The sequence below is a fragment of the Terriglobales bacterium genome (assembly GCA_035651995.1).
GTDB lineage: Bacteria > Acidobacteriota > Terriglobia > Terriglobales > Acidobacteriaceae > DASRER01.
In genome coordinates this window covers 39,126-54,052 of the sequence record DASRER010000012.1, presented here as the reverse complement: position 1 = coordinate 54,052, position 14,927 = coordinate 39,126, and the positions used below count along the sequence as shown (strand labels likewise).

The following is a 14,927-nucleotide window of genomic DNA, read 5'->3' as shown; positions in this document are numbered from 1 at the left end:
GAACCGCCGAATTGCCGGGCCGCCGAATTGAAAAAACCAGCTTGAAGTCTGACGCATCCTGGCACATTTGCAATTCTGCAATCCCTCAATTCGGCAATTTTGCAATCCTTCGAACAATCCGGGGCCAAATGTATAATGTGCCCGCATGCCCGCCGAAACGGCCCCCGGCCTCGTCCCTGACGAACTGAAGTTCGAGCCCCGCTCCAAGGGGCAGAACTACCCGCGCCGCAAGAAGCCCAAGGAGCTCGCCGTCATCACCGAGTGCTGCACCGGATGCGCCGGCTCGCCCGCCTGCGTGGAGTACTGCCCGGTGGAGGACTGCATGTTCTGGGTGCCCGACCAGGACCACCCGCCCTTCGGCCGCATCCAGGTGGATCCGTTGCTCTGCATCGGGTGCAAGAAGTGCACCAGCAAGGGCCCCGACGGCGCCTTCCTCGACGGCTGTCCCTGGGACGCCATCGTGATGGTGGACACGGTGGAAGTGGAAAAAGAAGTCGGTGTGATGCCGTACTAGAGCCGCTACTGGCTGCTGGCCGAATCAGTCAGAAGCTTGGCCGGCAACCAGAAGCCGGCAGCTGGCAGCGGTTTACTACTTCCTCGCCAGAATCGCCTTCTCTGTGTTCCTCGCCTGTTCGCGGACTTTGTCGGGCATGTCGGGATTCGCGGCTTCATAGCGGCGAACCAGCGGCAGGTCGTCCTTGTTCCCGATCATATAGAGGGCGCGCAGCGCCTCCCAAACCTGTTCCGGACCGGGATCGACGATGGCGACGAGCGCATCGCCCGGCACGTGATCACCCTTTTTCACCGCCACCGATCGCAACTTGCCGCTAATGGGTGAGCGGATGTCGAAGCTCGTTTTCACCGGCCCGGCGTTGCTCAGGCCCTGGACATCGAGGCGCGCCACCATGGTGCCACCGCGAATCGAATCGCCGGCCTTCGCGACCGCGGCCACTTCGCCCGCCACTACTGACTTGACCTCGGCCGGCGCAAGCATGGCGGAAATCTGTTGGTGGCCCGCGTCATCGCCGAAGCTCACCAGCGACAGCGCTGCGTTATTGCGGACGCCGAGCGAGCCGTCTTCCAGCATCGCGAACAGGGCGCGGTGAAACTCGGGCCGCGAGGGGTCCTGTCCCATCAGCCAGGCATCGGTGTTGCGAATCTCCTCCACTGGATGCTTCGCCAGCCGCACCAGCTCCGGATACCACTGCCGCGCCGCGTCGGCCGGCGCGCGCCCCGTGGCACGCGCCTTGGCCATGCGGTCGGCAATCTGCACCAGCGCATGCTGGATGTGGCGCGGCCTGGAGTCGTCGCGCAGGTACTCGGTGATCTCGGTGTCGGTGAGCGGACGCCCAAACCACGTGCTCCGCCAGAACAGAAACGGCATGAGCACGATGGCCCAGGCCACAACGAAGAAAATGATGCGCGTGCGCAGCGGCATGCGCGGTTTCTTCGGCGCAGTTTCAATCGATTCTGCCTTGCTGTCTGCTTCCGTCATGTACTCCAATTCTGTTTGCCGTCATGCTGAGCGGAGTCCCGAGCAACGCGAGGGGCAGAGTCGAAGCATCCCTACTTCACTCGCGCCGTCCGCGGCGAGCGCCCAAACGGCTACGGCTCCACATCCACGTCGAGGACTCGCGGCTGCTCCAGGTAGTGCGACACGGCGTACTGCCCGAGCAGAGGGTCGCCGACCCTCACGGCGGCGCCGATCCACTCACCGGCCGAGTGCGGAGCGCCGGCGGCGTGCCTGCACTTCGATCCGCCAAACTCGAGGCCGAAGTACGCGCCCTGAATCGGATCAAACTGCTGGATCGCCCTCCAGGCCTCATCGCCCGTCGTTCCGCCCACGTCAATCTTCAGTTTGAGCGTTGGCATTCGTCGTTCCATTGCCGCTATGCGTAAATCCGATACAGCATGAAATAAATCACCACGCCAGTGACCGACACATACAGCCACACCGGATACGTCCAGCGGGCGATGGCGCGGTGCCGGTCGAAGCGCTGCCGCAGCGCGCGCGAAAGCGTCATCAGGACCAGCGGCACCACCGCGGCGGCCAGCAGCGTGTGCGAAATCAGAATGCCGAAGTACACCGGCCGAACCCATCCCTGGCCGGGGAAGCGCACCGAGCCCACGTGCGCGTGGTAGTAGAGATACGACGCCAGGAACAGTGACGACGTGACCACCGCCGCGATCATGCACGCGCGATGCGCGGCGATCCTGCCGCGCCCGATCAGGACGCGCCCGGTCGTGATCAGCACCGCGCTGGCGCCGTTCAGGCTGGCGTCGATGACAGGGAAGATGGAATAGTCGGCCATTCGCAGGGTTTCAGAATTGGTTCATGCCGCCGGGCGCGTCGTCCGCCGGTTCGCCAGCACGAACGCCGCTACGAACATCACGCCGGAGAAGCCGCCCAACACGGCCAGCGCCGTTCCGACGCCGAAATCCGTCGGCGCAGCCGGGAAGAGCAGCGCGCGCAGCGCTTCCACGCCATAGGTCAGCGGATTGGCGCGCATGATGGCGCGAATCCATCCCGAAGCGCCGGTTAGCGGAAACAGCGCGCCCGAAACCAGCCACAGCGGGATCATGAACAGGTTCACCACGGCGTGGAACGCCTGCGGCGAATCCATCGGCCAGGCGACGGCGAATCCCAATGCAGTCAGCGCAAACGCCACCAGGAAGACGACGGCAGCGGTGAGCAAAAACCTTTCCAGCGTGAAGTGGATCCCGATCGCCGGCGCAAACGCCAGGAAGATCAGGCCCTGCACGGCCGCCAGCGTCGCGCCGCCCAGAACTTTGCCGAGCACGATCACGGACCGGCTCACCGGCGCCGCCAGCACCGAAAGCAGAAATCCTTCGCGGCGGTCTTCGATCACGCTCATCATTGTGAAGATGCTGGTGAACAGCACGATCATGATAAGCGCGCCCGGGAAAAAATATTCCAGATAATGCCCGCCGCCGCTTGCGCTCGAGCGGAGCGACGTACCGAATCCCGATCCGATCACCAGCCAGAACAGCACCGGTGACGCGATAACGCCCACCACGCGGCTGCGCTGCCGGTAGAAGCGCACGATCTCGCGCCACCACAGAGACAGGGTGGCCAGCAACGCCGGGCCGCGCGCTTCCGCGCGCACCTGTGCCTCCGCGCGCGTTCCCGCAAGAGTTGTGCTTTGGGTGACCACGTCTGCCTGCCATTGTAAATGGAATCGCGAGAGCGCATGTTGGCCGGACGGAGCGCTGTTGGCTCTTAGCTAATGCCCAAGAGCGAGGAAGATCTCAACGGCCAACCTCGGTGGCAGCTGTGTCGTTCCAAAATCTGTGCCCGGTGCGGTGAATGAACACGTCTTCCAGCGTGGGCTTGCTGATCGAGACCGATTGAATTTCGCCCGGAAACGCCTCCACCACGTCGGTCACGAAGCGATGTCCGTTCTCAATCTCCAGCCGCACCTTGCCGTCCATCACCACCGGATGCCCGCCAAACCGTCGCGCAATCTGCTCGGCGACCCGGCCAGGGTTCCCGGCCTCCAGCCACACCACGTCGCCGCCGATCTCGCGCTTCAGTTCCGCCGGCGTTCCCAGCGCCACCAACTCGCCCAGATTCACAATGGCCAAACGACGGCAGCGCTCGGCCTCTTCCATCAGGTGCGTGGTCAGGACGATCGTGACCTGCTCCTCCGAGCGCAGCGTCTCGAGGTAGAGCCACAGGTCGCGCCGCGCGCCGGGATCGAGCCCGGTGGAAGGCTCGTCGAGCAGCAATACCGACGGGCGATGCAGCAGGCCCTTCGCCAGCTCCAGCCGCCGCTGCATGCCACCGGAAAAGTTTTCGGCGCGCTCATTGGCGCGGTCGCTGAGCCCCACGCGCCGCAACATCTCTTCGATGCGCCGCGCGAGCGCCGCGCCGCGCAGGCCGTAGAGATGTCCCTGGTGGCGAAGGTTTTCCGCCGCGGTCAGTTTGACGTCAATGCTCTGCTGCTGATGGACCACGCCGATCAAGCGCCGCACCGCCATCGGCTGGCGCGCCACGTCGTGCCCGGCCACCAGCGCGCGCCCGCCGCTGGGCAGCATGAGCGTGGAAAGAATGCGAAAGAGCGTGGTTTTGCCGCTGCCGTTCGGGCCGAGCAGGCCGAAGGTCTCCGCCGCCCGCACCGTGAACGTCACGCCGTTGAGCGCGGTCCGCTCACCGTAGCTGTGCCGCAGGCCCTCGACGGAGATGACCGGCTGCGCGTCGGCCAGCGCCGTTGCGCCGCGTTCGGCGTCGCCGACGATGGCGTGCTGTGAATTCATGGGAAAGCCGGGGCTACGGCGTGGCACTCAGCATCAGCAGCCCGAACAGCAGCGGCAGATAGAAGACGCTGGCCTGAAGCACATGACGCGCTCGCGTCTTGGAATGCGGTTCGGCGGGCGTCGCCTTCAGCGCCGCGAGCCGCGCTCCCGTCCAGAAGAAGATGCCGCTCAACGCCAGCGCGCCGCCGGCGTAAATCCAGCCCGACATGCCGAGCAGCGACGGCGCCACGCTCACCGGAATCAGCAGCAGGGAGTACAGGATGATCTCGCGGGCCGTGGAGCGCCCGTCGTGCTCCACCACCGGCAGCATGCGGATGCGGGCGCGCTCGTAGTCCTCGCGATACAGCCACGCGATGGAGTGGAAGTGCGGGAACTGCCACACCCACAGGATGGCGAACAGCGCCAGCGGCTCCCATCCCAGCCAACCGCGCGCCGCCGTCCAGCCCAGCACCGGCGGCATGGCGCCTGGGAACGCGCCCACGAAGGTGCACCACGGCGAGACGCGTTTCAACGGCGTGTACGCGCCCAGATATGCGGCCGACGTGGCCAGGGTGAGCAGCGCGGTCAGCGCATTGGTCGCCAGCGCCAGGTAGGCAATTCCAAGGAGAGTGGTCGCCGCGCCGAAAATCGCGGCACGCCGCGCGCTCATGCGTCCCGCCGGGAGCGGACGCCGGTTGGTGCGCCGCATCAGCGCGTCGAGGTCGCGCTCAATCACCTGGTTCAGCGCGGCGGTCCCGCCGGCGACCAAACCAATTCCCAGGACGGCGTGAACCAGCGTCCAGGAGACGGACGACACGCCCGACTTCAGCGAGCCCAGGTAGAAGCCGCACCACGCTGACATCATGACGAGCGATGTGACGCGTACTTTCGTCAGCTCAGCGTAGCCCGCGATCGAGCGCAGTATGTTCACCTGTGTGGCGCGGACGCCCTCGCCCGCGACGGCGTTCTTCAATCCTGCTTCGGCTTCGGTCAACGGCTGCGGCAGCGTCGTCATGCCGTCACCGCCTTGCGCGCGCCGCGGAACTCGATCACATTGCCGCGCGACAGGAACGCGCTTACGTGCCGCGCCTCCAGGGCCAGCACCATCGTGGTCGCCAGCATCACCGCGCCCACCGCCACGTGCGCTACGGTGGACACGACCATGTTCAGCTGCGGCTGCGGCTCGTGTCCGCTCCAGGCCACGCGCGTGAGGTACGCGGCAAAGCCGAGCGCGAGCTGCAACAGCAACACGCCGAGCAGCGCTTGCGCCGGACGCCGCAGCTCAGCCAGCGCCGAAAACCCGCTCAGCACGCGCGTGACCGTCCAGATCACCAGCACGGTAACCACGACCGCGCTCAGCAGGTGCGGCAGCAGCTTCAATCCCGAGTGGCGGAAGGCGGCGCCCAGGATGAGCTGCACGTACACCGCGCTCGCCGCCAGCAGCGTGAGCGTGCGCACCGAAGGATGTCCGTGATCCACAAAACTGCCGCCGGGATACTCGATCCATCGGCGGCTGGTAAACAACGCGAGTGCCACGGTAAGACAGAAAAACGTCTGCGCCAGCGTCGCGTGCGCCGTTGAAACCCAGGGTGGCAGGAAAAACTTTACCGTGATTCCGCCCAGAATGCCTTGTGTGATCACCAGCGCCAGGGCCGTCCAGCCCAGCTTACGCATCCAGGAGCGGCGCTCCACGCGAGACGTCCATACCGCCAGCACGATGGTGAGCAGTCCAACGAACTCGGCCAGCATGCGATGTCCGTGCTCGAACTTCACTCCGCCGACCATGGGCGGAATGCGAACCAGCGAGCCGAATGATGTGGGCCAGTCGGGCACTGCCAGTCCCGCGTCGTTGCTGGTAACGAGCGCGCCGGCAATGATGAGGCAGAGAGTAGTCACGGCCAAAAACACGCAGAACCGGTGATGCGCTGGGTTGTAAGCGGAAGGCAGGGTTGTAGCTCCTTGGGGTCGCCGCGAACGCAGAATTGTAGCAGAAAGGCGTCGCCGGCCGTCGGCCCCCGGCCAAAAGCAGAAAACCCTGCGAGAGCGCGTCTCGCAGGGTCCAGGCTCTTGGCCGACGAGCAAGGGCCAACGACGGGGTCCTTACAACGATCCCGCTCCGGCCGCGCCGCCTGCCTTAAAGGTCTGGTCCACGGTCTTCGACTCCTTCGGGCCGACCGTCACCTTCTGCGTCTGCTCACCCAGCTTCTCGTGGACGAACGCAATGGTGTAATCACCGGGAGGCAGGTCCTTCAGCTCGTATTTGCCGTCCTTGTCGGTCACGGCGAAGTACGGGCTCTTGACCACGTTCAGGTACATCTTCATCCACGGATGCTGGTTGCACTTCACCGGGAGCATGATCTCTTCGCGGGCGAAGGTCTTCTCCAGCGCAGCGCCCTTGGGCGGCTGCGATTCGTTCCACTCGCGGTTGTTCGCCGGCGTGGGATGGATGTTGTGCGTGGTGGGATCGCTGTTCACGATCTTCACCGTCTGGCCGGTCATCACGCCGAGCACGTGCGGATGGTAGCGGCAGCCCTGCTGATCGAGCTCCACGGGAGTAGTTGGCGCCGCGAATGTGCGGTCGCCAAGGCCGTCCTTCACGTAGACGAACACGTTGGCCAGATCGCCGTCGTCGCCGACCACGGTTTCGGCGGTGTTGTCGCCCTTGCAGGCCGGGTCCTGGCTCATGTCGATCTTGGCGGCCTTGGGTTTGACGCCGTCGTACTTCACGGTGCCGCTCACCGAGCCGACGGTGCTCTTGTCAATCGGAGTGGCAGCCGCCTTCGGCGCCGCCGGCGAAGCCGCCTCTTCGTTCGACGATGCGGCTTCTTCCTTCTTGCTACAGCCCGCCAGCACGAAGAGGACAGCCAACGCCAGCACGGGCGCCAGCCACGTTCTCTTGAGGGATTTCATCATCGCTGCACCTTTCAGTAGGGAAGTATTGGTCCGGACAAAACAGTACATGTTACCGCGCAGCGCCGCGCGCTGCCAAGTGTGACAGCCCATACCGGAGCGTCTGGACGCAAGCGGCCACGCCCGCGCTTCTGCGATGCGGCCGACTTCGACCAGTGGCGGAGTAGAATGCCGGGCCATTCGCGGGAAGACGATGCCGAGTACGACCGCCAAGCCTTTGCCGAGGACCGCCGCCGAAGCCCAGCTCGCCGCGTTCATCCGCAAGTTCGACGCAAACAAGCAAAAGCTGATCCGTTCGGTCCGCAAGGCCCTTCGCAAGCGGCTTCCGGGGGCGAACGAACTCGTCTACGACAACTACAACTTCTTCGTGATCGGCTACTGCCCAACCGAACGCCCGGCCGATGCCATTCTCTCGATCGCGGCCGGCGCGAGCGGCGTGGGACTGTGCTTCATCCACGGCGCGAAGTTGCCCGATCCGCACCAACTGCTGCTCGGTTCAGGCAAGCAGACGCGCTTCATTCGCCTGGATTCGGCCGCGGTCCTGCAGCGTCCGGAGGTGGAAGGTCTCATCGCCGCCTCAGTGGCGGCCTCGCGGGCGCCGCTTCCGGCGAGCCGACGCGGCAAGCTCATCATCCGCGCAGTCTCAGCCAAGCAGCGTCCGCGGCAACAAGCAGGGAAGAAGTAGGCAGGGTCCAGGAGCGTGCCCCAGGTTCGCGCCGCGTCGTTTGCGGCGCGAACCTGGGGTTATCTAGAGTTGGAAATCACCGCCCGCCGGTCGAACCCGGCGCCCCGCTTCGCGCCGCATTGTTCCGCGGCCTGGGCGCCAGCGCCGCTGTTCCTCGTCCCATGCGCCCGGCTACGGCGCGCTGCTCCTGGGGCGTTAGCTCAAAGATATAGCGCACCAGCAGCTTGGTGTGGTCCTGGTCGTAGCCCTGGAACGTGGGTGGGGTGGGTCCGTTGAACACCCAATGCCCGTTCTCCTGCCGGAACAGGTTCGAGGGCATCGCCGTGCCCGGCGAGATGCTCTGCGGATCAATGATCCAGCGCTCGGTCCAGCCCGGCTTCAGGCGCTCTTTCGCCAGCAGGAAGTTGGGCGCGGTCGCCGTCTTGTCGTGGTTCGGATCGCCCGTCGCGTGGCACTTCAGGCAGGGCGCCGCCGCGCTGGAGAACAGGCTGCGGCCCATCTCCATCTCCTTGCCCGTCAGCCCCGCCATCTTCTGCGGGATATAGGGCTGCGGCTGCTGCGAGAGCGCCTGGAAGAAGCGCACCAGCTTGCGCAGCTCGTTGGGCGAGAAGTTGAACGTCGGCATGCGCACGGCGAGATACGGGCGCACACCGTTGCGGTTCGTGTCTGTCGTGCTCAGCGCCGGGTTCGAGAGGAAGCGCAGCAGCCACTCGGGATCGACGCGCGCGCCCTCGGTCAGGAGCTTGGGCGGCAGTTTTTCCTTGGCGTCGCGATACTGGGGCAGCGTCTCCAGGATCGTCGCCTGCCCGGGTGTGAACTGGTGGCAGCCCATGCAGTTGTACTTGCGGACAATCCACCAGCCTTCCTGGATGTCGCGCCGCTGGTCTTCCGGCTTGTACTGGTAGTTTGCCGGCAGCGATGTGTCCTGGCTGCCGAGCAGGAACGTGACCAGCGCCCTGATCTGCTCCTTCTCCAGGTGGGGATCGGGCATGCGCAGCGCTTCGGTCGGGCCCTTCACCTTGCCCTTGTCGAAGATGTTGGGCATGGCCAGCTTGTGCTCGAAGAAGCCCTTGTGGTCGTACCACGGGCCCTTCGCCGGTCCGTTCGGCAGCCGCGCCAGCAGCTCCTTGCTGTCCGGGATTGCCGGATCGTCGATCGGGTCCTTGCCGCCCGTTTCAGCCGGCTGCGTGAGCAGCGCGAAGTCCAGGCGCTCGATCGGCTTCGACCCTTCCGCCGTCAGTTCCGTTCCGATGCGGCCCTCGTCCTCCATGCCGCTGATCTCATGGCAGCCTGCGCAGCCGAAGTGCCGCACCCACACCTTGCCCTGCTCGGCCATCTTCGGATCATCCATGAAGGCGGCTTCGGCGTAGTCGGCGGGCTCCTTGCGCTTCTTCGACATCAGGTATGTCGCGATGTCTTCCGCGTCGGTCTGGCTCAGGCGCAGGATCGGCATCGGCGTCATCTGCTGCACTTGCAGCTCGTGGCCGTCGTTCGGACACTGCGTGTGTTCCAGGTCGTAGACGTACGGCAGGCCCTTCTTGGCGTAGTCCTCAGGCCCGATGTCCTTCTTCTCATACGGACAATAGGGACGCAGCCGGTGCCGCGGGTTGTGGATCCAGCTGACCAGGTAGTTGTAGTTGACCTTTTCGCCCACGCGGCTCAGGTTTGCGGCAAAGACGCCGCCTTCCTTGTCGTCGCCCTCGCCCATGGAGTGGCAGCCAAGGCAGCCGCGAGTTTCGAACAGCTCCTGCCCGTGCGCCGCGTTGCCGGGCTTGGCCGCGGGAACCTGGTCCCTGAGCCCGTTCTGCCAGATGAACGCCGAAATCTGCTTCACCTGGTCATCGCTCAGGCGGAAGTTCGGCATCTTCGTCGTGGGACGGAAGTCCGTCGGCTTGTGCAGCCACACCGGAATCCAGTTCTTGTTCAGCTTGGCGCGGACCTCTTTCAGGTTCGGGCCAATCTTCTTCATGTCCTGCAGCAAACTCTTCGACTGCAGGTCGAGCTGCTCGATGCGTCCGGCCAGCTTGCTGTTGGCGACGCGCAGAGCCTCGGCCTTCTGGTTCAGCCGGTTCGCTTCGGTCTGGTCGGGGGCGGCGTCGGCCTGCTTGTTCAAGATCGATGCCTGGTGCAGGTTTTCCTTCTGCTGCGCCTCGAGCTGCTTGATCTGCTGCGCCACGGTCAGCAGGTCTTCCGGCTCCCTGTCGTAGTTCTCATAGCGATGGCAGCCGTTGCAGCCGCGCAGCCGGAACAGGAACTTGCCTTCATTAATGACGTCGGTCGCCGGCGCCGCCAGGTACGCATCCGCCGAGTGGCAGAGCTGGCATCCCGCCTGAATGTTCTCCTTCTTGAACAGCGGCCACAGCCAGTGCTCGTAATTGCCGTGCGCCTTCTCCACGCTGGTGGTCGCGCGCCCGTTGCCTTGGTGACACGGCGAGCAGCCAAACTTCTCCGGATCGTGCATCTGCAACAGCTCTTTGTCCGGATGGCTGACGAAGGCTACGGCGTACTTGTCCGGCTTCTTGGCGCCCTTGGGCGTGAGCGATGCCGCAGTCAGCGTGACCGGCTCGCGGACGCCCATGTGGCAGGATTCGCACCGGTCCACGATGTTGGCGTCGGCTACGTTGATCTGCCGGATTTGCGGGTCCCAGGTGGCGTACTTGTCGCGCAGGCCCTTGAGCGCCGCCGGAGACAGGCTCACCATGTGATCGGTGAGATAGGCGTCGCGCCTGGCCTCCAGCTCTTTCCACGCCTTCTGCGCCTCAGCCAGTTCGTTGACGAGCGCCGCCTTCTGGTTCTTCAGGTCGAGATATTTCTCTTCCAGTTGGTTGTAGCTGTACTTCTTGCCCTTTTCATCGGGCAGGTCGATGGTGTACCGGGGCTCGCTCTTCTTCTTCTCCAGCTCTTTGACTTCTTTGTCGTGGTCTTTTTCCACGCGCGAGGTATCGGGATCGAAGGTGCCGCTCTCCACGCTGTAGGTGTCGGCGCCAATGCGCGCCTTCACGTCGGTGTACAGCGCCAGGACGACGGCCATGCGGCGGTCAACGTCGGCGATCTTCTTCTGGATCTCCGTCTCGTGCGGGCGAGAGGCGTCTTTCGCGGCCTTGGCCTCTTCTTCCAGCTTCTGGTACTCGCCGCTGGAAGCGATCTCCTTCGTTGACGCCTCCGATTGCGAGCGCGCCGTGGCCAGGAACGCCGTGTAACGCTTCTTGAACTCGCTCTGGTAGAACTTCCACGGACGCTGCCCGTATGCCTCGTCCCACAGCGCCCAGAACAGCGTGCCGATCAGCAGCACCGCCGCCACCAGGTAGTGCAGCGCGTACGACTTGCTGACGATCGGGTCCTGCTCGGGAATTTGGTTCTCCGGCACTACGCGGTTCCTCCAGGCAAGCGATTCGCCAACCACCGATGACCAACGACCGAAGACGGGTTCATATGTTGAACCACGGCGTGACCATCACATACTTGATGTTGAAGATGAGCCGCGCCAGGATCTTCACCGGCAACCCGATCATGGTCAGCATGAAGAACATCATCAGGTTGTATTGCAGAAAGCTCATGCGCTTGTAGTCGCGCGGATTGGTGCGCTTGAACAGCGAGTGGAACAGCAACCCGCCGATCACGTAATACGCGCCCACCACGACGGCGCCGAAAATCGCACGCGCATACCACGAGGTAATCTGGATCGCCTTCGGCAGGAAGCGGTTCAGCAGTTCGTCCAGGTCAACGTTCACCGCGTACACCAGCCGATTGTGGTCCCAATAAACGCCGGGCCAGTACCATTGCCATCCCGGCCCGCGTATGAACGTGCCGATGATGATCATGGACACCCACAAAATCACAAACCCGAAGAAGAACGTTGCAATCGCGAACCTTCGCTGCTTCCAGGTGTAATAGCCCGAGCCCAGCGGGTTCGTGTCTATATAAGGAATGATCATCAGCCCGATGATGATCAGCGTGGGCATCACCACGCCCGCGATCCACGGGTCGAAGTACACCAGCATCTCCTGCAGCCCGAGGAAGTACCACGGCGCCTTCGCCGGGTTCATCGTCAGGTTCGGATTGGCGGGTTCTTCCAGCGGCGCGTTCAGCGTGATGGACCACACCATCAGGATGATGGTGACGATGATTGCCGCCAAAAACTCCATGCGCAGCAGAAACGGCCAGACGTGGATTTCCTTCTGCCAGCCCGGCTTGAACGGGAACGTCTTGCGATGGTGGGTGCGCGCCATCGCCGGATTGGCTTCCAGCTGCTCCACCAGTTCATCGTTGCCGCGCGCCTGCTTCCACGCCAGCCAGGTGTAGAAGACGACCAGCGGCAGCAGCGCCACGATCGGCACATTGTCAGGCGTCGAAGTGATTTCCCAAAGTTGTCGCCAGTCCATAAAACCGGTCCTTAGTCGTTGGTCGTCGGTCGTCGGCTAAACCCGCCAGCGCGCCACCGCGTTTCCTTCGTGCCCTTCGTGCGACCTTTGTGTCCTTCCCGTGAACGCGTTTGACTTCTACTTCCTGTCCTTGACTTCGCTGGGCAGCATTACCGGCGCCGGACCTGAGATTCCGCCGTCCTTTCGCACGCGCCAGAAGTGCACGATCATGAACACGCTGGCGATGATCGGGATGGCGATGCAGTGCCAGATATAGGCGCGCAGCAGCGTGTTCGCGTCCACGATCGAGCCGCCCAGCAGCCCGAAGCGCACGTCGTTGTACGGCGTCATGCCCAGTTGTGGCCCGAACGGGCCTTCATGTCCCAGCAGCGGCGTGGCGCGCGCCATGCTCGTGCCCACCGTGATGGCCCAGAATCCGAGCTGATCGTCGGGCAGCAGGTAACCCGTGAATGACAGCAGCAGCGTCAGCACCAGCAGGATCACGCCCACGTTCCAGTTGAACTCGCGCGGCTTTTTGTACGAGCCGGTGAGGAACACGCGGAACATGTGCAGCTCGACGGCGATCACCATCAGGTGGGCCGCCCAGCGATGCATGTTGCGCAGCAGCTTGCCGAACGGCACGTCGTGCTCCAGATAGAGCACGTCGCGGAAGGCCTGCACCTTCGACGGGTGGTAGTAGAACATGAGCATCACGCCGGTGAAGGTGAGCACGAAGAACAGATAAAACGTGATCCCGCCCATGCCCCAGGTGAAGCTGTAGCGCACCGCGTCACGGTTGATCTTGGCCGGATGCAGATGGAGGAACACGTTGGACAGCACGCCCAGCGCGCGATTGCGCGGCGTGTCGTCATGCTTGTGCCGGAAGATCGAGGTGAAGACCTGGGTCTTGGTGGGATCCTTGACGATCTCCACCTGCTCCTTGATCTTCTCCTTCATCTCGCCGGGCAGGGTCTTGGCGTCTTCGCGAAGCGCCTTCACCATCACGCTCACGCGGCCGCCATTGCCCGACGCGCCGCCGCCCCCGGCGCCGTTTCCGCTGGCGCCGTCGCCCGGCGCCGCCGTTGCGCCCTCTTTCCTTACTTCATCCGCCATGATTGCCTCACCACTTTGCTTGCACCGCTCAAGTTCAGTCGCCACCTTCGTGTTGCTTGGCGTCCTTCGTGTGAATACCTTTGATTCTCAATTCGGCAATTCTGCAATTCTGCAATTCACAACGGCGCCCATAACCACTACACCGATAGATACGCTCCCGGGTCGTTGAACTGCGTCGGCTGTCCCTTGGGCTGCTGATACAGCTTGCTCACATCCACCACGATCTGTCCTTCGGGATCGAGCGAAATCTTGGCGCGGTCCATCGGACGCGGCGCCGGTCCTTCAAAGTTGATTCCCTCCGAGTCATATCCCGACCCGTGACACGGACACTTGAATTTGTTTTCCGCCGGCTTCCAGTCGGGCGTGCAGCCCAGGTGCGTGCAGCGCGCGTAGATCACGAACAGCCGGTCGGGCGTGCGGTCCACCCATATGCGGAACTTCTGCTGGAACTTGGTGTCCACTCCCAGGGTGTAGTCGCTCGGGTAGCCGATCTTGAAGGTCGTGCTCGGCTCGAACAGCGTGCGCGGCAGGAAGAAGCGGAAGAACGCAATCAGCCACGTCGCCAGGAACGCGACCACGCAGCTCCACACCAGCCGCCGCCGCTTGCGGTTGATCTCGCTGTCTTCCGGCCCGATCGCGGCCACGCCACCGGCCGCCGCGGCCTTTGATGTCCCAACTGCAGGCGTGCCCACATAGCGCGTCGCCGGGCCGGTCGTCGCGGCTGCCGAAGCCACCGTCGCGCGCGGAACGGCCGGCGCTGCTGCCGCCGGTTTTGCCGCTGCCGCCGGCGCGGCACTGGCCGCGGCCGGAGCTGCCGCCGCCGGCGCCGCCGCAGGAAGCTCGGGAATCCTGCCGCCCGGCTCCCACGGCATGGGCAACCCCTGCTTCAGGCACTCGATCTCGTACTCGTTGAGTGGCGGAATGCCTTTTTTCCTGCGATACGCCTGCTCCGCCGAGATCACCGAATTGTTCAGCGCCTTGCGCGGCAGGTTGGGTAGTCCGCCCTGCACATTCGACATGGGCGACGTCGGCGCAGCCGCAGCCGCTGTGGGCGCTCCCGCCGGCGCTGCCGGCGCGGCACTGGCCGCGGCCGGCGCCGCCGCCACACCTGATCCGCCCGGCTCCCAGCTCATGGGCTGGCCGGCCTTCAGCGCTTCGATATCGGCGTCGCTGATGGGCGGTAGTCCCTTCTTCTTTCTATAGGCCTGCTCGGCGGCAATGACGCTGGCGTTGAGCGCCCTGCGCGGCAACGGCGGCAATCCACCGATGACGCCTGTAGCGGGCGCGCTTGTTGCCGGAGGAGGCGCCGCGCCCGCAGCGGCGGGCGGCGCCGCCGGTGTGGCCGCTGCCGGCGCCGGAGCAGCCTGCGCCCCATCGCCACCCTCTTCCCACGGCATGGGCACGCCCGCCTGGAGCGCGGCAACGTCGGCCTCGGTCAGGGCCGGCAGCCCTTTGCGCTTGCGATACGCCTGCTCGGCCGCGATCACCGAAGCGTTCAGCGGCTTGCGCGGCAACGGCGGCAGCCCGCCCAGTACGCCAGCCTGCGTCGTGGATTGTTCAGCCATCACACCTCACCAGAGCAGTTTCAAGTTTGCAGTTTT

14 protein-coding genes are annotated in these 14,927 nt (G+C 64.5%); 2 read left to right on the top strand and 12 right to left on the bottom strand.

What is annotated here, in order from left to right:
• The first annotated feature begins 145 nt into the window (after positions 1 to 145).
• A complete protein-coding gene (locus VFA60_04840; GenBank protein ID HZQ91098.1) occupies positions 146 to 514 on the top strand; it encodes a hypothetical protein in 369 nt (122 codons plus the stop codon).
• Between the two features lie 75 nt (positions 515 to 589).
• Here the strand turns inward: VFA60_04840 and VFA60_04835 are convergent, their stop codons facing one another.
• The 8 genes from VFA60_04835 to VFA60_04800 all read right to left on the bottom strand — a co-directional run bounded on the left by VFA60_04835 (position 590) and on the right by VFA60_04800 (position 7,170).
• The gene (locus VFA60_04835) at positions 590 to 1,495 is read right to left on the bottom strand and encodes a hypothetical protein (GenBank protein HZQ91097.1); all 906 of its coding nucleotides are present in this window, start codon (positions 1,493 to 1,495) and stop codon (positions 590 to 592) included.
• A gap of 110 nt (positions 1,496 to 1,605) precedes the next feature.
• On the bottom strand, positions 1,606 to 1,872 hold the full coding sequence (locus VFA60_04830) for a hypothetical protein (protein ID HZQ91096.1): 267 nt from the start codon (positions 1,870 to 1,872) through the stop codon (positions 1,606 to 1,608).
• Between the two features lie 17 nt (positions 1,873 to 1,889).
• A complete protein-coding gene (locus tag VFA60_04825) occupies positions 1,890 to 2,312 on the bottom strand; it encodes a DUF420 domain-containing protein (protein HZQ91095.1) in 423 nt (140 codons plus the stop codon).
• A gap of 21 nt (positions 2,313 to 2,333) precedes the next feature.
• Positions 2,334 to 3,128, bottom strand: a complete 795-nt coding sequence (locus tag VFA60_04820; protein HZQ91094.1) for an ABC transporter permease — start codon at positions 3,126 to 3,128, stop codon at positions 2,334 to 2,336.
• Between the two features lie 142 nt (positions 3,129 to 3,270).
• Complete coding sequence (locus tag VFA60_04815) at positions 3,271 to 4,278, bottom strand: ATP-binding cassette domain-containing protein (protein HZQ91093.1); 1,008 nt, start codon at positions 4,276 to 4,278, stop codon at positions 3,271 to 3,273.
• A gap of 13 nt (positions 4,279 to 4,291) precedes the next feature.
• Entirely contained in the window at positions 4,292 to 5,272 is a 981-nt protein-coding gene (gene cyoE, locus VFA60_04810; protein HZQ91092.1) for a heme o synthase, read from the bottom strand.
• Positions 5,269 to 6,153, bottom strand: a complete 885-nt coding sequence (locus VFA60_04805; GenBank protein HZQ91091.1) for a COX15/CtaA family protein — start codon at positions 6,151 to 6,153, stop codon at positions 5,269 to 5,271. The genes cyoE and VFA60_04805 overlap by 4 nt, the downstream gene beginning before the upstream one ends.
• Before the next feature lie 204 nt (positions 6,154 to 6,357).
• Positions 6,358 to 7,170 carry a carboxypeptidase regulatory-like domain-containing protein gene (locus tag VFA60_04800; protein ID HZQ91090.1) on the bottom strand — a complete coding sequence of 271 codons (813 nt, stop codon included), beginning with the start codon at positions 7,168 to 7,170 and terminating at the stop codon, positions 6,358 to 6,360.
• Positions 7,171 to 7,360: 190 nt separating this feature from the next.
• On the opposite strand from VFA60_04800, the gene VFA60_04795 reads away from it, so the two are divergent.
• Positions 7,361 to 7,852: a hypothetical protein gene (locus tag VFA60_04795; protein HZQ91089.1), complete on the top strand. Its 492-nt coding sequence runs from the start codon at positions 7,361 to 7,363 to the stop codon at positions 7,850 to 7,852.
• A gap of 76 nt (positions 7,853 to 7,928) precedes the next feature.
• Here VFA60_04795 and VFA60_04790 read toward each other — a convergent pair whose 3' ends face one another.
• From VFA60_04790 to VFA60_04775, 4 genes are all read right to left on the bottom strand, one after another.
• The gene (locus tag VFA60_04790; protein ID HZQ91088.1) at positions 7,929 to 11,219 is read right to left on the bottom strand and encodes a hypothetical protein; all 3,291 of its coding nucleotides are present in this window, start codon (positions 11,217 to 11,219) and stop codon (positions 7,929 to 7,931) included.
• A 61-nt stretch (positions 11,220 to 11,280) separates the two neighbouring features.
• Positions 11,281 to 12,234, bottom strand: a complete 954-nt coding sequence (locus VFA60_04785; GenBank protein ID HZQ91087.1) for a hypothetical protein — start codon at positions 12,232 to 12,234, stop codon at positions 11,281 to 11,283.
• Positions 12,235 to 12,351: 117 nt separating this feature from the next.
• Complete coding sequence (locus VFA60_04780) at positions 12,352 to 13,326, bottom strand: cytochrome b N-terminal domain-containing protein (protein ID HZQ91086.1); 975 nt, start codon at positions 13,324 to 13,326, stop codon at positions 12,352 to 12,354.
• 137 nt (positions 13,327 to 13,463) lie between these two features.
• Positions 13,464 to 14,891, bottom strand: coding sequence for a Rieske 2Fe-2S domain-containing protein (locus VFA60_04775; GenBank protein HZQ91085.1), 1,428 nt, complete (start codon positions 14,889 to 14,891; stop codon positions 13,464 to 13,466).
• Between the last annotated feature and the right edge of the window lie 36 nt (positions 14,892 to 14,927).